General features: G+C 63.9%; 13 protein-coding genes and 1 pseudogene. 11 read left to right on the forward strand and 3 right to left on the reverse strand.

Annotated features, from left to right (window positions below; all coding sequences use genetic code 11):
• The first annotated feature begins 74 nt into the window (after positions 1 to 74).
• The 6 genes from recC to ACLEJU_RS00030 all read left to right on the forward strand — a co-directional run bounded on the left by recC (position 75) and on the right by ACLEJU_RS00030 (position 11,806).
• A complete protein-coding gene (gene recC / locus ACLEJU_RS00005; RefSeq protein WP_435421764.1) occupies positions 75 to 3,539 on the forward strand; it encodes an exodeoxyribonuclease V subunit gamma in 3,465 nt (1,154 codons plus the stop codon).
• Complete coding sequence (recB, locus tag ACLEJU_RS00010) at positions 3,536 to 7,207, forward strand: exodeoxyribonuclease V subunit beta (RefSeq protein WP_435421763.1); 3,672 nt, start codon at positions 3,536 to 3,538, stop codon at positions 7,205 to 7,207. The genes recC and recB overlap by 4 nt, the downstream gene beginning before the upstream one ends.
• Positions 7,204 to 9,279 carry an exodeoxyribonuclease V subunit alpha gene (gene recD, locus ACLEJU_RS00015; protein WP_435421762.1) on the forward strand — a complete coding sequence of 692 codons (2,076 nt, stop codon included), beginning with the start codon at positions 7,204 to 7,206 and terminating at the stop codon, positions 9,277 to 9,279. The genes recB and recD overlap by 4 nt, the downstream gene beginning before the upstream one ends.
• 188 nt (positions 9,280 to 9,467) lie before the next feature.
• Positions 9,468 to 10,034, forward strand: a complete 567-nt coding sequence (locus tag ACLEJU_RS00020) for a YfiR family protein (RefSeq protein ID WP_435421761.1) — start codon at positions 9,468 to 9,470, stop codon at positions 10,032 to 10,034.
• Entirely contained in the window at positions 10,031 to 11,311 is a 1,281-nt protein-coding gene (locus ACLEJU_RS00025; protein ID WP_435421760.1) for a diguanylate cyclase domain-containing protein, read from the forward strand. Before ACLEJU_RS00020 ends, ACLEJU_RS00025 begins: the two co-directional genes overlap by 4 nt.
• A gap of 3 nt (positions 11,312 to 11,314) precedes the next feature.
• A complete protein-coding gene (locus ACLEJU_RS00030) occupies positions 11,315 to 11,806 on the forward strand; it encodes an OmpA family protein (protein WP_435421759.1) in 492 nt (163 codons plus the stop codon).
• A 129-nt stretch (positions 11,807 to 11,935) separates the two neighbouring features.
• On the opposite strand, the gene ACLEJU_RS00035 is transcribed toward ACLEJU_RS00030, so the two are convergent.
• Positions 11,936 to 12,886 (reverse strand): LysR family transcriptional regulator, encoded by a 951-nt coding sequence (locus ACLEJU_RS00035; protein ID WP_435421758.1) that lies wholly within the window; start codon positions 12,884 to 12,886, stop codon positions 11,936 to 11,938.
• A gap of 132 nt (positions 12,887 to 13,018) precedes the next feature.
• On the opposite strand from ACLEJU_RS00035, the gene ACLEJU_RS00040 reads away from it, so the two are divergent.
• Positions 13,019 to 14,545 (forward strand): CoA-acylating methylmalonate-semialdehyde dehydrogenase, encoded by a 1,527-nt coding sequence (locus tag ACLEJU_RS00040; RefSeq protein ID WP_435421757.1) that lies wholly within the window; start codon positions 13,019 to 13,021, stop codon positions 14,543 to 14,545.
• Positions 14,546 to 14,555: 10 nt separating this feature from the next.
• Positions 14,556 to 15,446 carry a 3-hydroxyisobutyrate dehydrogenase gene (gene mmsB, locus ACLEJU_RS00045; RefSeq protein WP_435421756.1) on the forward strand — a complete coding sequence of 297 codons (891 nt, stop codon included), beginning with the start codon at positions 14,556 to 14,558 and terminating at the stop codon, positions 15,444 to 15,446.
• A gap of 87 nt (positions 15,447 to 15,533) precedes the next feature.
• Here mmsB and ACLEJU_RS00050 read toward each other — a convergent pair whose 3' ends face one another.
• The gene (locus tag ACLEJU_RS00050) at positions 15,534 to 15,878 is read right to left on the reverse strand and encodes a cupin domain-containing protein (protein ID WP_435421755.1); all 345 of its coding nucleotides are present in this window, start codon (positions 15,876 to 15,878) and stop codon (positions 15,534 to 15,536) included.
• A 96-nt stretch (positions 15,879 to 15,974) separates the two neighbouring features.
• A complete protein-coding gene (gene dmeF / locus ACLEJU_RS00055; protein WP_435421754.1) occupies positions 15,975 to 16,913 on the reverse strand; it encodes a CDF family Co(II)/Ni(II) efflux transporter DmeF in 939 nt (312 codons plus the stop codon).
• 70 nt (positions 16,914 to 16,983) lie between these two features.
• On the opposite strand from dmeF, the gene ACLEJU_RS00060 reads away from it, so the two are divergent.
• From ACLEJU_RS00060 to ACLEJU_RS00070, 3 genes and pseudogenes are all read left to right on the forward strand, one after another.
• Entirely contained in the window at positions 16,984 to 17,259 is a 276-nt protein-coding gene (locus ACLEJU_RS00060; RefSeq protein ID WP_110639471.1) for a metal/formaldehyde-sensitive transcriptional repressor, read from the forward strand.
• A gap of 173 nt (positions 17,260 to 17,432) precedes the next feature.
• A pseudogene (locus ACLEJU_RS00065) lies at positions 17,433 to 17,659 on the forward strand (type II toxin-antitoxin system HicA family toxin).
• Entirely contained in the window at positions 17,656 to 18,063 is a 408-nt protein-coding gene (locus tag ACLEJU_RS00070) for a type II toxin-antitoxin system HicB family antitoxin (protein ID WP_110639469.1), read from the forward strand. The pseudogene ACLEJU_RS00065 and the gene ACLEJU_RS00070 overlap by 4 nt, the downstream one beginning before the upstream one ends.
• The last annotated feature ends 65 nt before the right edge of the window (positions 18,064 to 18,128 follow it).

The following is an 18,128-nucleotide window of genomic DNA, read 5'->3' on the forward strand; positions in this document are numbered from 1 at the left end:
TCTGGCTTTTCCTCGCGGCAGTGTCGGCAGCTAGCCGTGATATCGTTCCCCCTTCTCTCTCCAGGGATTTCTCCATGCCCAACTCCACCTCGCTGCAGCCCGGTTTCATGATCGTCCACGGCAACCGCCTGGACGACTTGCGCAGCTTGGTGGTGAGTTGGATGCGCCGCTATCCGTTGGCACCGCTGGAAAACGAAATCGCTCTGGTACAGAGCAATGGCATTGCCCAATGGCTCAAGCTGGCCCTCGCCGAAGACCCTCAGGACGATGACATGGGTGGTTGCGGTATTGCGGCTGCCATCGATGTTCAACTGCCCGGTAGCTTCATGTGGCAGTTGTACCGCAAGGTGCTCGGGCGTGACGAAATCCCGGAAGTGTCCCTGCTCGACAAGGCACCGCTGACCTGGCGCTTGATGCGCCTGCTGCCTGCGCTGATCGAGCGCTCACATTTCGAACCGCTGCGTCGCTTCCTCACCGATGACAGTGACCTGCGCAAGCGCTATCAGCTGTCTGAGCGCCTGGCCGACCTGTTCGACCAATACCAGGTCTACCGCGCCGACTGGCTCAAGGACTGGGCAGCCGGCGAGCACATCCTCAGTACCGCTCGCGGTGAGCGCAAACCGCTCGTCCCAGGTAACCGCTGGCAGGCCGAATTGTGGCGAGCGTTGCTCGAGGATGTCGGTGAACAGGGCATGGCGCAGAGCCGGGCAGGGGTGCACCAGCGCTTCATCGAACGCATCAACAGCCTGGAAACTGCACCTCGCGGGCTCCCTTCGCGGGTCATCGTATTCGGTATTTCTTCCTTGCCTGCTCAGGCATTGGAGGCACTTGCCGGCCTGTCCCGTTTCAGCCAGGTATTGCTCTGCGTTCATAACCCTTGCCGTCACCATTGGGCCGATATCGTTGCCGACAAGGACCTGCTACGTCACCAGTACAAGCGCCAGCAGCGCAAGCAAGGCATGCCCCTGCAGCTGGACGACGAGTCGCTGCATCAACATGCACATCCACTGCTGGCCGCCTGGGGCAAGCAAGGCCGCGATTACATCAACCTGCTGGACAGCTACGACGACCCCGGCAGCTATCAAGGCGTGTTCAGCGACGGGCGCATAGATCTGTTCAGTGAAGGCCAGCCCACCACGCTGCTTAACCAGCTGCAGGACGATATCCTCGAACTGCGCCCGCTCGCAGAAACCCGCGAACGTTGGCCTGATGTCGACCTGACCAAGGATCGTTCCGTACGCTTTCACGTGGCACACAGCCCACAGCGCGAAGTGGAAATCCTGCACGACCAGTTACTGGCCCGCTTCAGCGCCGACCCTACGTTGCGCCCGCGTGACGTCATCGTCATGCTCCCGGCAATCGACACTTACGCGCCGCATATCCGTGCAGTGTTTGGCCAACTGCTGCGCCACGACCCGCGCTACATTCCGTTCACCCTGACCGACCAGGGCCAGCGTGGGCGCGACCCCCTGCTGATTGCCCTTGAGCACTTGCTCAAGCTCCCGGACAGCCGCTTCGCCGTCAGCGAAGTGCTCGACCTGCTCGACGTCCCGGCGGTCCGTGCGCGTTTTGGCATCCGCGAAAGCGACCTGCCTACCTTGCACCGGTGGATCGAAGGCGCGGGAATTCGCTGGGGATTGAACGCCGACCAGCGTGCCACCCTCGGGTTGCCCCAGGGCCTGGAGCAGAACAGTTGGCGCTTCGGACTGCGGCGTATGCTGCTCGGTTACGCCGTGGGCTTGGGAGAGGGCTGCGACGGCATCGAACCCTATGATGAAATCGGCGGCCTGGACGCCGCCTTGATCGGTCCCTTGGTAGCGCTGCTCGATGCCCTGGAAGTGGCCAACCAGGCGTTGTCCCAGCCCGCCACTGCCAGCGAGTGGGGCGAACGCCTCAACGCTTTGCTGCAGGTTTTCTTCCTCGCCGAGGAGGAGCACGACGAATACCTTTTGATGCAATTGCAGGAATTGCGCGACAGCTGGCTGGAAGTCTGTGAAACCGTAGGCCTGCAAGACCAATTGCCACTCACGGTGATCCGTGAGGCCTGGCTGACGGGCCTCGACGAAGGCAAGCTGTCCCAGCGTTTTCTCGCCGGTTCGGTGAATTTCTGCACCCTGATGCCGATGCGGGCAATTCCTTTCCGCGTTGTCTGCCTGCTGGGCATGAACGATGGCGACTACCCGCGTGCCCAGCCGCCGCTGGACTTCGACCTGATGGCCAGCGACTACCGCCCCGGTGATCGTTCGCGCCGCGAGGACGACCGTTACCTGCTGCTCGAAGCGCTGCTGTCGGCACGTGACCAGCTCTACATCAGCTGGGTGGGCCGCAGCATTCGCGATAACAGTGAGCGCCCAGCCTCGGTACTGATCGGCCAGCTCCGCGACCACCTGGCTGCCGGTTGGCGCCTCAAGGGCGATTCTGACGGCGGGCAACTGCTGCACGCATTGACCCAAGAGCACCCGCTACAGCCTTTCAGCGCGCGCTATTTCCAGAAGGGCAGTGCGCTGTTCAGCTATGCCCATGAGTGGCAATTGCTGCATCAGCAAACTACCGACGATAAGCAGCCCGATCTCGGCCTGCCACCTTACGTCAGCGATGAAGCGCTGACGCTGACCCAGTTGCAGGACTTCTTGCGTCACCCAGTCCGGCATTTCTTCAGCCAGCGCCTGAAAGTGTTCTTTGAAGCCCTGGAAGCGCCCACGCCAGACGAAGAGCCATTCGTCCTCGATGCCTTGCAGCGCTACAGCGCCAGCGAAAGCCTGCTGGGCGCCGCACTGAGCGACCCGGACAACGCCGAACGCGCACTGCGGGCCCAGGCCCGCCGCCTGCAAGCCTGCGGCATGCTACCCCTGGCAGGTTTCGGCGAACTGCTGCAAGCCGAACTGATCCAGCCACTGCCCGATCTGCTGCAACGTCATCGCCAACTGTTGCAGCGCTGGCCAACAGTGGTCGACGGCGCGCTGCCGATACACTTCGAGCATGCAAACCACCGTCTTGAAGGCTGGCTGGGCCGGGTCTACCAGGCCGACGATCAAAGCCTGTTGAGCATCACCACGGTGCCCAACACCATCAGCGCCGGGCGCAACAACCTCAAGTGGCACCGCCTGATCGCCAGCTGGGTGATGCACCTGGCCGCCTGCGCCGCCGGGTATCCCCTGCACAGCGCATTGCTGGCCAGTGACATCACCCTGCTGCTCGGCCCGTTGCCACAGGCTCAGGCTGCCGAACAACTGGGTCACCTGCTGGTAGCGCGCCAGGCCGCAATGAATGCCCCGCTGCCTGTCGCTGCCAAGACCGCCTTTGCCTGGCTGGCTCAGGAGGATCCGGACAAGGCCCTGGCAGCCGCCACCCGTGCCTATGAGGGAGATGGCCGTACCAGTTTTGGCGAGCGCAGCGAAAGTGTTGCCCTGGCCCGGCAGTTCCGCGATTTCGCCGCGCTCAGCGCCGACGAAACTTTTGAAGGCTGGTGTGAAGCCTTGTACCGCCCCCTGTTCAGCGCCGCCTGGCAGGCCCAGGGCAATCCGGAGAGTGAAGCATGACCCAGGCCCGCCCCCTGGCACTGAGTTTTCCCCTGCATGGCAGCCAGCTGATCGAAGCCAGTGCCGGCACGGGCAAGACGTTCACCATTTCCGCGCTGTACCTGCGCCTGATCCTCGGCCACGGCGGTGAGCAAGGCTTTGGCCGCGAACTGCTGCCACCGCAGATTCTGGTGGTGACCTTCACCGATGCCGCCACCAAGGAACTGCGCGAGCGTATCCGCGCCCGCCTTGCCGAGGCAGCGCGCTTCTTCCGCGGCGAGCTGGAAGGTGGCGACCCGCTGCTGCATCAGTTGCGTGACGACTATGCCGAAGAACACTGGCCACGTTGCGCCAATCGCCTGGAAGTCGCTGTGCAGTGGATGGATGAAGCGGCGGTGTCGACCATCCATGGTTGGTGCCAGCGCATGCTCCGTGAGCATGCCTTCGACAGTGGCAGCCTGTTTACCCAAAGCCTGGAAACCGACCACAGCGACCTGCTCGGCCAGGTCATGCGCGATTACTGGCGGCGCTTCTGCTATGGCATGCATGGCGAAGCGCTGAACTGGGTGCGCAGCCATTGGGTCAGCCCCGATGCCCTGCTGCCGCGCATTCGCCCGCTGTTCGGCCGTGTGCGTGCACAGCAGGACGAAGCAGAGCCGCAAGCGCTGATCGATACCGCGCTGCAACAGCGGGTCGAGCAGTTGCGTCAACTGAAGGCGCCTTGGGCCCAATGGGCGGACGAGCTGCAGCAGATCTGCCGCGACGCCGTGGCCGCGAAGCAGGCCGATGGGCGCAAACTGCAGGCGCGCTACTTCGAGCCCTGGTTCGAGAAACTGCGTACCTGGGCCAGCGATGAACAAGAGGTGGAGCTCGACCTGGGCACCGGCTTTACCCGGCTGACCCCGGCCGGGATGGCCGAAGCCTGGAAAGCCGGTGATCCGCCCGACCATCCGGCCTTTCATGCGATGCAGAACCTGCAGCAACAGCTGCAAGCCTTGGTCAGCCCGGAAGCGCGTTTGCTCGAACACGCAGCGGCCTGGGTTGCGGCGCGTTTCGAGGTGGAAAAACGCCGGCGTGCCGAAATGGGCTTCGACGATATGCTGCTGCGTCTGCAACATGCCTTGGGCACGGAATCGGGTGAGCGCCTGGCGGCGCTGATCCGTGAGCAATTCCCGGTGGCGCTGATCGACGAGTTCCAGGACACCGACCCGGTCCAGTACGGCATCTTCGAAAGCATCTATCGCATCAGCGAGAACCACCCGGAAACCGGCCTGTTCATGATCGGCGACCCCAAGCAGGCGATCTACGCCTTCCGAGGTGCCGACATCTACACCTACCTGTCGGCCCGGCGTGCCACTGCGGGCCGTCTGCACAGCCTGGACACCAACTACCGCTCCAGCCAGGCAATGGTCGCGGCGGTCAACCAGGTGTTCCTGCAGGCCGAAGCCCGCGCGCAGGGCAAGGGTGCCTTCCTGTTCCGTGAAGCCGACGACAACCCGTTGCCGTTCGTCGAGGTTCGCGCCAAAGGCCGCAGCGAGCGCCTGCTGATCGAAGGCCAGGCGTGTGCAGCGTTGCAATGCTGGCAGCTGGAAAGCGAAGAGCCGGTATCCAGCACGCTCTACCGGCAGCAGCTGGCCGCCAGCTGCGCAAGCCATATCGTTGCCGTGTTGAATGGCGGCCAGCGTGGGGTGACCGGCTTTAGCGATGACCAGGGCGAGCTGCGCCCGTGCCAGCCTTCGGACATCGCCATCCTGGTGCGTGATGGCCATGAAGCGCAGCTGGTGCGCAGCGAGCTTGCCGCCCGCGATGTGCGCAGCGTGTACCTTTCCGACAAGGATTCGGTGTTTGCCGCCCAGGAGGCCCATGACTTGCTGGCCTGGCTCAAGGCCTGCGCCGAGCCGGATTCCGAGCGCCTGCTCAAGGCCGCACTGGCCAGCCTCACCCTGGAGCTGTCGCTGGCTGAACTGGATCAGCTGAACCAGGACGAACGGGTGTGGGAGGGCTGGGTCATGCGCTTCCGTCGCTACCGCGAAATCTGGCAGCGCCAGGGTGTGCTGCCCATGCTGCGGCACCTGCTGCACGATTTCGAACTGCCGCGCATGCTGATTGGCCGCACGGATGGCGAGCGGGTGCTGACCAACCTGCTGCACTTGGCCGAATTGCTGCAGCAGGCGGCCGGCGAGCTGGACGGTGAACAGGCGTTGATCCGTCACCTGGCCGAGCACCTGGCCAACGCTGGCCATGCGGGCGAAGAGCAGATACTGCGCCTGGAAAGCGACGAGCAGTTGGTCAAGGTGGTGACTATTCACAAGTCCAAGGGCCTGGAATACCCCTTGGTCTACCTACCGTTCATCTGCACCAGTAAGCCGGTGGACGGCAGCCGCCTGCCACTGACCTGGCACGACAGCCTGGGCAATGCACAGCTGACGCTGAGCCCCGATGCCGCGCAGATCGCCTTGGCCGACGAGGAGCGCCTGGCTGAAGACCTGCGCCTGCTCTATGTGGCCCTGACGCGTGCCCAGCATGCCTGCTGGCTGGGTGTCGCCGACCTCAAGCGCGGCAACCAGAAGAGCTCGCAGCTGCACCGCTCGGCGCTTGGCTACCTGCTCGGTGGCGGCCTGGCCCTGCCGGGTTCGGAGCACCTCAAGGCGTGGTTGCAGAACTTGCGGGCAGGTTGCGCGGATATTGCCTGCCCAGCCCTGCCGGAAGCCGACGATCAGCGCTACCGTGCGGCCCATGCCGAGCACGAGCTGTTACCCGCCCGCAAGCCACGCCGCGCTGCCGCCGAGCACTGGTGGATCGCGTCCTACAGTGCCTTGCGCGTTGGCGAACAGACTCTCGGCGCCGACAGCTCTCAGGCCCAGCAACTGCTCGATGACGAAGTGGCCGATACCCAGCTGATACGCGAAGTGCCTGCCGACGGTGGCGACATCCATCGCTTCCCCCGCGGCCCCAACCCGGGCACCTTCCTCCACGGGCTGCTGGAGTGGGCCGGCCGTGAAGGCTTTGGCGAAGTTGCCGGCAACCCCAAGCTCATCGAGCGTACCGTTGGCCAGCGTTGCAACCGCCGCGACTGGGCCGGCTGGATACCGACACTCAGCCAATGGCTGCAGCGCTTGCTCAACGAGCCCATGCCGGCCGGCGCTGCGCAGCTGACGCTTGGGCAATTGCAGCATTACCAGATCGAGATGGAGTTCTGGTTCGCCAGCCACAACGTCGATGCCGAGCAGCTCGACCGCCTGGTGGCCCGGCATACCCACCCTGGTATAGCACGCCCGGCTGCGCAGCCGACCGTGCTCAACGGCATGTTCAAAGGTTTCATCGACCTGGCCTACGCGCTCGACGGGCGCTATTACGTGGCGGACTACAAGTCCAACTGGCTCGGCCCGGATATCCAGGCCTACGACACCCAGGCCATGGAAAAAGCCATCCTCGAACACCGCTATGACCTGCAGTACGTGCTCTACTTGCTTGCCCTGCATCGCCAGTTACGTGCACGGCTGCCGGATTACGATTACGACCTCCATGTCGGCGGTGCCCTGTTCATCTTCCTGCGCGGCGCCAGCAGCAGTGGCCACGGCGTGTACTTTGCCAAGCCGCCACGCACGCTGATCGAGGCCCTCGACGCGCTGTTCCGTGGCGTGCACGCGCCCGAACAGCAGGACCTGTTTGCCGGAGCCGTTACATGAGCCGAACCCTCGACGATCTCTTGCCTACGCCACTGCACGCTGAACACCTGCTGGCCCTGGCCCCTCAACACAACAGTGCGGACCTCGTGCAGTTGCTCGATCGTTGGGTCGAGCGGGGCTGGCTGCGGGCGCTCGACCGGGCGTTCGTCAGTTTTCTGGAAGAGCGAGCTCCTGGCAGTGACCCGTTGCTCTTGCTGGCGGCAGCCCTGGCCAGCCATCAGCTGGGCCATGGGCATGTCTGCCTCGACCTGCAACAGACCCTCGCCGAGCCTGATTTCGCGCTGTCGCTGCCGCCGGAAGGCGATGCCTTGAACGGCCCGTTGCTGTTGCCCTCGCAGCTGCTGGCCAACCTCGGCTTGCCCACCTGGCTGCAGCGTATAGCTGCCAGCCCGCTGGTGGCTGCCGGCGATACGCCGGGCCAGCACGCGCGCCCGCTGGTGCTCAGCGGCCAGCGCCTGTACTTGCGTCGCTACTGGAGCTACGAGCGGCAGATCGACCAGACCCTGCGCCAGCGCCTGAACCAGGACGAAGCGGCCCCGGCCGACCTGCCAGCGCGCCTGGCGCAGTTGTTCGACGAAGGGGCTTTGGCAGGCCAGGTGGACTGGCAGAAACTTGCCTGCGCCCTGGCCACCCGCGCAGGCTTCAGCATCATCACTGGCGGCCCCGGTACCGGCAAGACCACCACGGTGGTGCGCTTGCTGGCGCTGCTGCAGGCGCCAGCGGTAGAGCAGGGCAGGCCGCTGCGCATCCGCCTGGCCGCGCCGACCGGCAAGGCCGCCGCCCGCCTGACCGAATCCATCGGCCAGCAGGTTGAACGGTTGCAGGTGAGTACCGATGTGCGCGGGCAGATCCCCACCGACGTCAGCACCGTGCACCGCCTGCTCGGCAGCCGCCCCGGCTCGCGGCACTTCCGTCACCATGCCGGCAACCCGCTGCCGTTGGATGTGTTGGTGGTCGACGAAGCGTCGATGATCGACCTCGAGATGATGGCCAACCTGCTGCAGGCTATGCCGCCCAAGGCGCGACTGATTCTGCTGGGGGATAAGGACCAGCTGGCCTCGGTCGAGGCTGGCGCTGTGCTCGGTGACCTGTGCCGGGATGCCGAAGAGGGCTGCTATTCGCCCGCGACCCAAGCCTGGCTGGAACAGATCGGTGGCCAATCGCTGGCCGCCAGTGGCCTGAAAGCTGGCGATGCCCAACGCAATCCGTTGGCCCAGCAGGTGGTGATGCTACGCTTCTCGAGGCGCTTTGGTGAAGGCAGTGGCATTGGCCAGCTGGCGCGCCTGGTCAACCGCCAGGAGGCCCAGGCTGCTCGGGACCTGCTGAGCATGCCGCCAGCGGACGTGTTCGGCCTGGCGCTGCGCGGCGAGCAGGATCGAGCCTTCGACCGCCTGATTCTCGACGGCCTCAACCGCGGTAGTGAAGGGCCTCAGGGCTACCGCAGCTACCTGCGTGCCATTGGCCGCTATCGCCCGGCACCGGGTACTGCATTCGACGATCCGCGCTGGGAGCAGTGGGCCGCCAAGGTGCTGCACAGTTTTGAAGACTTCCAGCTGCTGTGCGCCGTGCGCAAGGGGGCCTGGGGGGTAGAAGGCCTCAACGAGCGGGTGGCGCGGGTGCTGCACAATGCCGGCCTGATCGACAGCCAGCAGCCGTGGTATGAAGGCCGCCCGGTGCTGGTCACGCGTAACGACTATGGCTTGGGATTGATGAACGGTGACATCGGCATCGCCCTGCGCCTGCCAGACGAGCACGGTGAAGCACTGCTGCGTGTGGCTTTCCCGCGCAACGACGGCAGTGGTGGGGTGCGCTTCGTCCTGCCCAGCCGCCTCAACGAGGTGGAAACCGTTTACGCCATGACCGTGCACAAGTCCCAGGGCTCCGAGTTCAGCCACACCGCGCTGGTGCTGCCGGATGTACTCAACCCGGTGCTGACCAAGGAGCTGGTGTACACCGGCATCACCCGAGCCAAGTATTGCTTCAGTCTGATCGAGCCGCGCCAGGGCATTTTCGAGGAAGCGGTGCTGCGCAAGGTACGGCGTATTTCCGGCCTGATGCTCGAGCAGGTTTGACGCGATCACTGTAGGAGCGGCCTTGTGTCGCGAAAGGGCCGCAACGCGGCCCCGGCAATTTCTGCTGCGAAGCTGAAACCCTGGGGCCGCTTCGCAGCCCTTTCGCGACGCAAGGCCGCTCCTACAGATAGCCAGCGTTGTGCTATCGTTGCGCCGACTTCAGACAAGTTTTTTGAGAGAATTCTCACATGACAGGCGCCAGGGAGCGGTTGACAGGCTGTGCGCTTTCGCTGCTGCTAGTTGCCCTGTCACTATTTGCCGATCCTGCCCAGGCGGACGGTTCGGCCACCTCCGCACAGGCCCAGCAGCGTGCCCGGGCCGTGACCCAGGTGGTCCTGGGTATCCTCAGCTATGCGCGTTGGCCGACCGAGCCAGTGCCCTTGCGCCTGTGCCTGGTGGGCCCCACCGAATACGCCGATGACCTGATCAAGGGCAACGTGCAGAACTCGGGCCAACCCTTGCAGGTACGCCGCTTGCTGGCCGACGATCGGCAGGTAGCCCAGGCCTGTGACGCTGTGTATATCGGCAAGCTCGACGACGCCCAGCGTGACCGCCTGTTCCAGGCCGTCAGTGGCCACCCGGTACTCAGCATCAGCGAAGCCGACGACCCGTGCACGGTCGGTAGCCTGTTCTGCCTGCGGGTAAACGATCAGCAAGTCGCCTTCGAGGTCAACCTGGATTCCGTGGCGCGTTCCGGCGTGCGGATCCACCCTAGCGTGTTGCAGCTGTCACGGCGTCGCGGAGCTGTGCCATGAAGCGCGCAACCATGAACAAGAAGCACGGCGTGCGCCCTACCTTACGCTCGGTGCTCGGGCGTGGCCACCTTAGCGTGGCCTTGCTGGCGGTAGGCCTGGCCGGTATCTCGTTGACCCTGCTCGGCGTGCTGGCCCTGCGTGTATACGCCAACCACAACCTCCACCTGATTGCCCGTTCCATCAACTACACCGTTGAAGCCGCCGTGGTGTTCGACGACAGCGCCGCGGCCAATGAGGCGCTGGAACTGATCGCCAAGACGGAAGAAGTGGCGGACGCCAAGGTCTTCAACAACGATGGGGAGCAGTTGGCACATTGGCAGCGCGGCGATGAGGGCGTGCTCGGGCGCCTGGAAGCGCAAGTGGCGACGGCCTTGCTGGATGAGCCGATCAACCTGCCGATCATGCACCAGCAACAGAAGGTCGGGCATATCGAGCTGATCGGCCAGGGCCGCAGCCTGCTGCTGTTCCTGCTCAGCGGCCTGGGCGGCATCCTGTTCTGCACGATCCTGAGCGCCTTCGTTGCCTTGTACCTTTCGCGGCGCCTGCTCGGCGATATCGTCCGTCCCCTGCGCGGCCTGGCCAGCGTCGCCCATGCTGCTCGTCGCGAGCGTAGTTTCGACCGCCGGGTGCCGGAAGCGCCCATTGCCGAGCTCAACGAGCTGGGGAACGACTTCAACGCCTTGCTCGATGAGCTGGAGGTCTGGCACAGCCACCTGCAGAACGAGAACGCGACCCTGGCTCACCAGGCCAGCCACGACAGCCTCACCGGGCTGCCCAACCGCGCCTTCTTCGAGGGCCGCCTCAGCCGCAGCCTGCGCAACGCCGCACGGCAGCAAGACCATCTGGCGTTGCTGTTCCTCGACAGTGACCATTTCAAGCAGATCAACGACAGCCTCGGCCATGCCGTGGGCGACGAAGTGCTGATCAACATCGCTGAGCGCGTGCGCGCACAATTGCGCGAGCACGACCTGGTGGCCCGCCTGGGCGGTGATGAGTTCGCCGTGTTGTTGACCCCGCTGCACTCGCGCGAGGATGCCGAGCGCATCGCCGAGAAAATCATCGCCAGCATGCAGTTGCCGATGTTGCTCGATGGCGGCGAGAGCCTCACCACCTCACTGAGCGTCGGCATCGCCTATTACCCGGATGATGGCAGTGACCCTGCCAACCTCCTCAATGCCGCAGATGCGGCGATGTACCAGGCCAAGCGCAAGCGACGTGGCCAGTGGCAAGCGGCGCAGACGGAACGGTCCGCCGCCGATTTCAGGAACAGGAGTTGAACCGTGATACAGCGTTTGCGTTTTTCGTTTGTCGTGATGTTGCTGGCTATGCTGGCGTTGACTGGGTGCCAGAGCACGCCCCCCAAAGGGCTGACCGCCGAGCAGATTGCCGTGCTCAAGCGTGAAGGTTTTGCCCCCACCGACGAGGGCTGGGCGTTCGACCTGTCGGGCAAGGTGCTGTTCGGCAGCGACCTGGACAGCCTCAATGGCCCGAGCCAGGCGATCGTCGAGCGGGTCGGCAAGGCCTTGCTGGGCGTGGGCATTCAGCGTGTGCGGGTCGATGGCCATGCCGATGCCTCGGGCAAGGCGGTGTACAACCAGCAGTTGTCCGAGCGGCGCGCGCAGAGTGTGGCCAAGGCGTTGATCGACGTTGGCATGCTGGCGCAGAACATCCGTACCCGTGGGCTGGGCAGTACGCAGCCGGTGGCGGACAACCGCACCAGCGCCGGGCGGACCGAGAACCGCCGGGTGTCGATCGTCGTCGCGTCCTATTGAATGCGCAATCGGGGCTGCTGCGCAGCCCTTTCGCGACACAAGGCCGCTCCTGCTCAGGTACGCGATCCCCTGTAGGAGCGGCCTTGCCGGGGCGCCGGACCGGTCGGAAAGGGGCGCAAAGCCCCCCCATCAATTTTGAGCAAAGCGCATCTCGCGCGTCTTACCCATCAACAACGGCGCATTCGCCTCTGTCACCCCGCGGATGTAATCCCATAACAGGGTAATCCGCTTCAGCTTGCGCAAATCCTCCCGGCAATACATCCAAAATTGCCGCGTCACCTCGATCTCCTCTGGCAACACCGTCACCAGCCGCGCATCCTGCGCCGCGAGGAAGCACGGCAAGATCGCCAACCCACGCCCCTGCAGCGCCGCCGTGTACTGGGCTATGACGCTGGTACTGCGCAAATGCGCATTGGCATTGGGAATCAGGTTGGCCAGGTACAGCAGCTCCGAGCTGAATGCCAGGTCGTCCACATAACTGATGAACGGGTGGCTGACCAGGTCGCTGACCTGGCGGATCGGTGCATGGCTGTCGAGGTAGTCCTGGGTCGCATAGAGCCGCAACCGATAGTCACACAGCTTGCAGCACACATAAGGCCCATGCTCCGGCCGTTCCAGGGCAATGACGATGTCTGCCTCGCGCTTGGACAGGCTGATGAAGTGCGGCAGCGGCAGGATATCCACCGAGATCGCCGGGTAGGCATCGACAAAATGGCTCAGCTGCGGGGTGACGAAAAAGCTGCCAAAGCCCTCGGTGCAGCCCATGCGCACATGGCCCGACAGCGCCACGCCGGAGCCGGAGACCTGTTCGCAGGCCATGTGCAGGGTGCTCTCGATCGACTCCGCGTAGCCCAGCAGGCGCTGCCCCTCGGCAGTCAGCACGAAGCCATTGGTGCGTGACTTTTCGAACAGCAGCGTGCCCAACGCCCCCTCCAGCGAGCTGATGCGCCGCGACACCGTGGTGTAGTCGACGGCCAGGCGTTTCGCCGCGCTGCTGGCCTTGCGCGTGCGCGCCACTTCGAGGAAGAACTTCAGGTCGTCCCAGTTCAGCGCACTGAGGGAGGTCAGGTCTTTTTGCATGTTGATCCGGTTTTTTTGTGCGTTCTTGTTGGATGTTTGCACATCTATACTCGAAAAAAGCCCCAAGGCGCCACCTCGCGTTTGCCCGGCGCTGGCGATCTCGTCCTGACAATAATTCCAAGGAGAACGCAGATGAACGCACCACAATCCCCTGACAAGACCAAGGTCGAGCAGGTCAAGCTGCTGATCGACGGCCAGTGGGTCGAGTCGAAAACCAGCGAATGGCGCGATATCGTCAACCCGGCCACTCAAGAGGTGCTGGCGCGGGTACCGTTCGCCACCGTCGAAGAAGTGGATGCCGCCGTGGCCGCAGGCCAGCGCGCCTTCAAGACCTGGCGTGAAACCCCGATCGGGGCACGCATGCGCATCATGCTCAAACTGCAGGCACTGATCCGCGAACACACCAAGCGCATCGCCCAGGTCCTCAGCGCCGAGCAGGGCAAGACCCTCGCCGACGCCGAAGGCGACATCTTCCGCGGCCTGGAAGTGGTCGAGCATGCGGCGTCCATCGGCACTCTGCAGATGGGCGAGTTCGCCGAGAACGTCGCCGGTGGCGTGGACACCTACACCCTGCGCCAGCCGATCGGTGTGTGCGCTGGCATCACCCCGTTCAACTTCCCGGCGATGATCCCGCTGTGGATGTTCCCGATGGCCATCGTCTGCGGCAACACCTTCGTGCTTAAACCCTCCGAGCAGGACCCGCTGTCGACCATGCTGCTGGTCGAGCTGGCGCTGGAAGCCGGTGTACCTGCCGGGGTGCTGAACGTGGTGCACGGCGGCAAGCAGGTGGTGGATGCGATCTGCACCCACCAGGACATCAAGGCGATTTCCTTCGTTGGCTCCACCGAAGTCGGCACCCACGTGTACAACCTGGCCAGCCAGCATGGCAAGCGCGTGCAGTCGATGATGGGCGCGAAGAACCATGCCGTGGTGCTGCCCGACGCCAACCGCATGCAAACCGTCAACGCTCTGGTCGGCGCGGCCTTCGGGGCGGCAGGCCAGCGCTGCATGGCCACCTCGGTGGCGGTGCTGGTGGGCAAGGCGCGTGACTGGCTGCCGGACATCAAGGACGCGGCGAGCAAGCTCAAGGTCAACGCCGGTTGCGAGCCTGGCACCGATGTCGGCCCGGTGGTTTCCAAGCGCGCCAAGGAGCGGGTGCTGGGCCTGATCGAAAGCGGCATCCAGGAAGGCGCCAAGCTCGAACTCGATGGCCGTGGCGTGCAGGTGCCGGGCTACGAGCAAGGCAACTTCGTCGGCCCGACCCTGTTCTCCGGGGTAAAGACCGACATGCAGGTGTACACCCAGGAAATCTTCGGCCCGGTGCTGGTGACCCTGGAAGTCGACACCCTCGACGAAGCCATCGCCCTGGTCAACGCCAACCCGTTCGGCAACGGCACCGGCCTGTTCACCCAGAGCGGCGCGGCGGCGCGCAAGTTCCAGAGCGAGATCGACATCGGCCAGGTCGGTATCAACATCCCGATCCCGGTACCGGTACCGTTCTTCAGCTTCACCGGCTCGCGCGGTTCCAAGCTCGGCGACCTGGGCCCGTACGGCAAGCAAGTGGTGCAGTTCTACACTCAGACCAAGACCGTCACCGCCCGCTGGTTCGATGACGACAGCGTCAACGACGGTGTGAACACCACCATCAGCCTGCGCTAAGGAGCTTGTCATGCGTATCGCATTCATCGGCCTGGGCAACATGGGCGCGCCCATGGCCCGCAACCTGATCAAGGCCGGGCACCAGCTGAACCTGTTCGACCTGAACAAGACCGTGCTCGCCGAACTGGCAGAACTGGGCGGGCAAATCAGCCCGTCGCCCAAGGACGCGGCGGCCAACAGCGAGCTGGTGATCACCATGCTGCCGGCGGCGGCCCATGTGCGCGCCGTGTACCTCAACGAGGACGACGGTGTGCTGGCGGGCATTCGCCCAGGCACGCCGACGCTGGACTGCAGCACCATCGACCCGCAGACCGCGCGTGATGTGTCCAAGGCCGCTGCGGCCAAAGGTGTGGACATGGGCGATGCGCCGGTGTCCGGGGGGACCGGCGGCGCGGCGGCGGGCACGCTGACCTTCATGGTCGGCGCCAGCACCGAGCTGTTCGCCACGCTCAAGCCGGTGTTGGAGCAAATGGGCCGCAACATCGTGCACTGCGGAGAGGTGGGTACCGGGCAGATCGCCAAGATCTGCAACAACCTGCTGCTGGGCATCTCGATGATCGGCGTGTCCGAAGCCATGGCCCTGGGCAATGCGCTGGGCATCGACACCAAGGTGCTGGCGGGGATCATTAACAGCTCGACCGGGCGTTGCTGGAGCTCCGATACCTACAACCCGTGGCCAGGCATCATCGAGACCGCCCCCGCGTCGCGTGGGTATACCGGAGGGTTTGGCGCCGAACTGATGCTCAAGGACCTGGGGCTGGCCACCGAGGCGGCTCGCCAGGCGCACCAGCCAGTGATCCTTGGCGCCGTGGCCCAACAGCTTTACCAGGCCATGAGCCTGCGTGGCGACGGCGGCAAGGACTTCTCGGCGATCGTCGAGGGTTACCGCAAGAAGGATTGACGAGCGAGGACTTCATCGCGGGCCGGGTGGCCTTCCCTCTGTAACTGCGCACCAGAGGGAAGGGCACCCTTCCTGCGATGTTTTTTATCAGGCGAAGACGAAGTACTTGCGCACGGTCTCGACCACTTCCCAGGTGCCTTTCATCCCCGGTTCGATCACGAACACATCACCCGCTTTCAGGTGCTTTGGCTCTTCGCCTTCCGGGGTAATGATGCAGTAGCCATCGAGGAAGTGGCAGAACTCCCACTTCTCATAGCTGACCTCGAACTTGCCCGGGGTGCAGATCCAGGTGCCCATGATCTTGCTGCCGTCGGCCGACAGGTAGGCGTTGAGGTTGACGGTGTGCGGATCGCCGCCGATGCGCTTCCACTTGGTGGCGTCCACGACCGGCGTCGGGCAGGTTTCGCGCAGGACGGTGATGAAATCGGACATGGCACAACTCCTGGTGACTGGCTGAATGACTCGTCACCATAGGGCCATCCGCCGAGCCGCAGTTGCCTGGGCTCGACGTCCAGCTGCCTGCCCGCGCTATGCCAGGGCGTTGACCTCGACGGTGATGTGGGCCAGTTCCTCATGCACGCCCAGCGCCTGGCGTACGCTATCGGCGCTCAGTGCGACCTGGGTGGCCAGGCTGAGTATGCAAGCGTATTGGTCCTTGCCCACGCGCCACACGTGCAGGTCGGTGATGGTGGCGGGCACCGGCAGTTCGGCGACCACCTCGCGAATCTCCTCGACCACTGGTGCATCCATCTCGGCATCCAGTAATACGCGGCCGGTATCGCGCAGCAGACTGCGGGCCCAGAGCGCCACCAGCACGGCGCCGACCAGGCCCATCACCGGGTCAAGCCAGCCGGCGCCCCAGAACTTGCCGGCCAGCAGGGCGACGATCGCCAGCACCGAGGTGGCGGCGTCGGCGATCACATGCAGGTAGGCCGAGCGCAGGTTCAGGTCGTGATGGTCATGATGATGGTCATGGTCATGGTCATGGTCATGGCCATGGTGGTGATGATCGTGATCGTCGCGCAGCAGCCAGGCGCAGATCAGGTTCACGGCCAGGCCGATCACCGCAATGAAGATCGCCTCGTCATAGTGGATCGGCCCCGGCGTCAGCAGGCGCTCGGCCGACTGGAATGCCATCAGCCCGGCCACGCCGAGCAGCAGCAGGGCGCTGGAATAGCCGCCGAGGATCTCGATTTTCCAGGTGCCAAAGGTGAAGCGCTGGTCCTTGGCATAACGACGCGCGGCAGCGTAGGCCAGCAGCGACAGCCCCAGGGCAAGAGTATGGGAGCTCATGTGCCAGCCGTCGGCGAGCAGGGCCATGGAGTTGAAGAACCAGCCACCGGCGATTTCCGCCACCATCATGACTGCCGTCAGCCACACGGCCAGGCGCGTCTTGCGCTCGGCGCCAAGGTTGCTGGTGTGGAACTGGTGGCTGTGCTGCCAGCGGCCTGAGGTTTGCGTCGCCATGGTTTATCATGCTCCCGGAATGTCGAGAAATATACTATACCCCAGTATACATAGCATGGTGTGAAAGCGAATGGCACATACGATCAAGAGCAAGAAGCAGCTGCTGACCCGCGTGCGCAAGATCAAAGGCCAGGCCGCTGCCCTGGAAACCGCGCTGGAGCAAGACAAGGACTGCCTGGCGATCCTCCAGCAGATCGCCGCCGTGCGCGGCGCGGTGAACGGGCTGATGACCGAGGTGATGGAAGGGCACATCCGCGAACACCTGGTGGCGGAAGGGCTGAGCGCCGAGGAACGGCAGGAAGAGGCGGACAAGGTGGCGGCGCTGTTGCGGTCTTATCTGAAGTGATACCCCCTGGGGGTATACGGTAGGAATGTAGGTTTCCTACAGGGCTATAAGTTGAAGCCTACTGGGTGATCAGAACCATCTGCTGGTCGCCGGAAGCGTGCATAGTGTGTACTGCGCTTCGTTTTGGTCAATTCGGTGTGTATCATACACATCGACTGCCGAAGGAAGGGTGAATGCGCAGTCGTGAAGTGATCCAGCTCATTCAGGCGGATGGTGGTATGAAGTCGAGATGAAGGGCAGCCATCACCAGTTCAGGCATCCGTTCAAGAAGGGGAGGGTGACAGTGCCTCATCCCAAGAGCGATTTGCCTAAAGGCACCGTACACAGCATCTTGAAACAAGCTGGCTTGAAGCAGTCCAGTGGCTTCGTCAGCGCGAACATCAGTGGAGACGCGCAATGAAATTTCCGGTCGTATTGCACAAGGACGCCGATTCGGATTACGGCGTGACCATTCCCGATGTGCCCGGCTGCTTCTCTGCCGGATTGACTGTCGCCCAGGCGCTAGAGAACGTTCAGGAGGCGCTGGCGCTTCATTTTGAGGGCTTGGTTGCCGATAACGAGGCGCTACCGCAAGCACAGGAAGTCGATGTCCATGTGGCGAATCCTGATTTTGCCGGTGGGGTCTGGGCTGTCGTTGATTTCGATGTGACGCCATATCTGGGGAAGGCCGTACGGTTCAATGCAACACTTCCGGAAAACCTGCTGCAGCGGATCGACGAAAAAGTGAAGCGTGATCATCGGTATGCCTCCCGTTCTGGATTTCTCGCCTCGGCTGCACTGCGAGAGCTGGCGCTCGCGCACTGAACAACGAGTCGGCTTTGGAATCCATCAGTTGTGGAAGTGGGTGCATCGGGGCGCCGAACCGCCGC

The organism is Pseudomonas sp. SMN11, from assembly GCF_052041945.1.
GTDB lineage: Bacteria > Pseudomonadota > Gammaproteobacteria > Pseudomonadales > Pseudomonadaceae > Aquipseudomonas.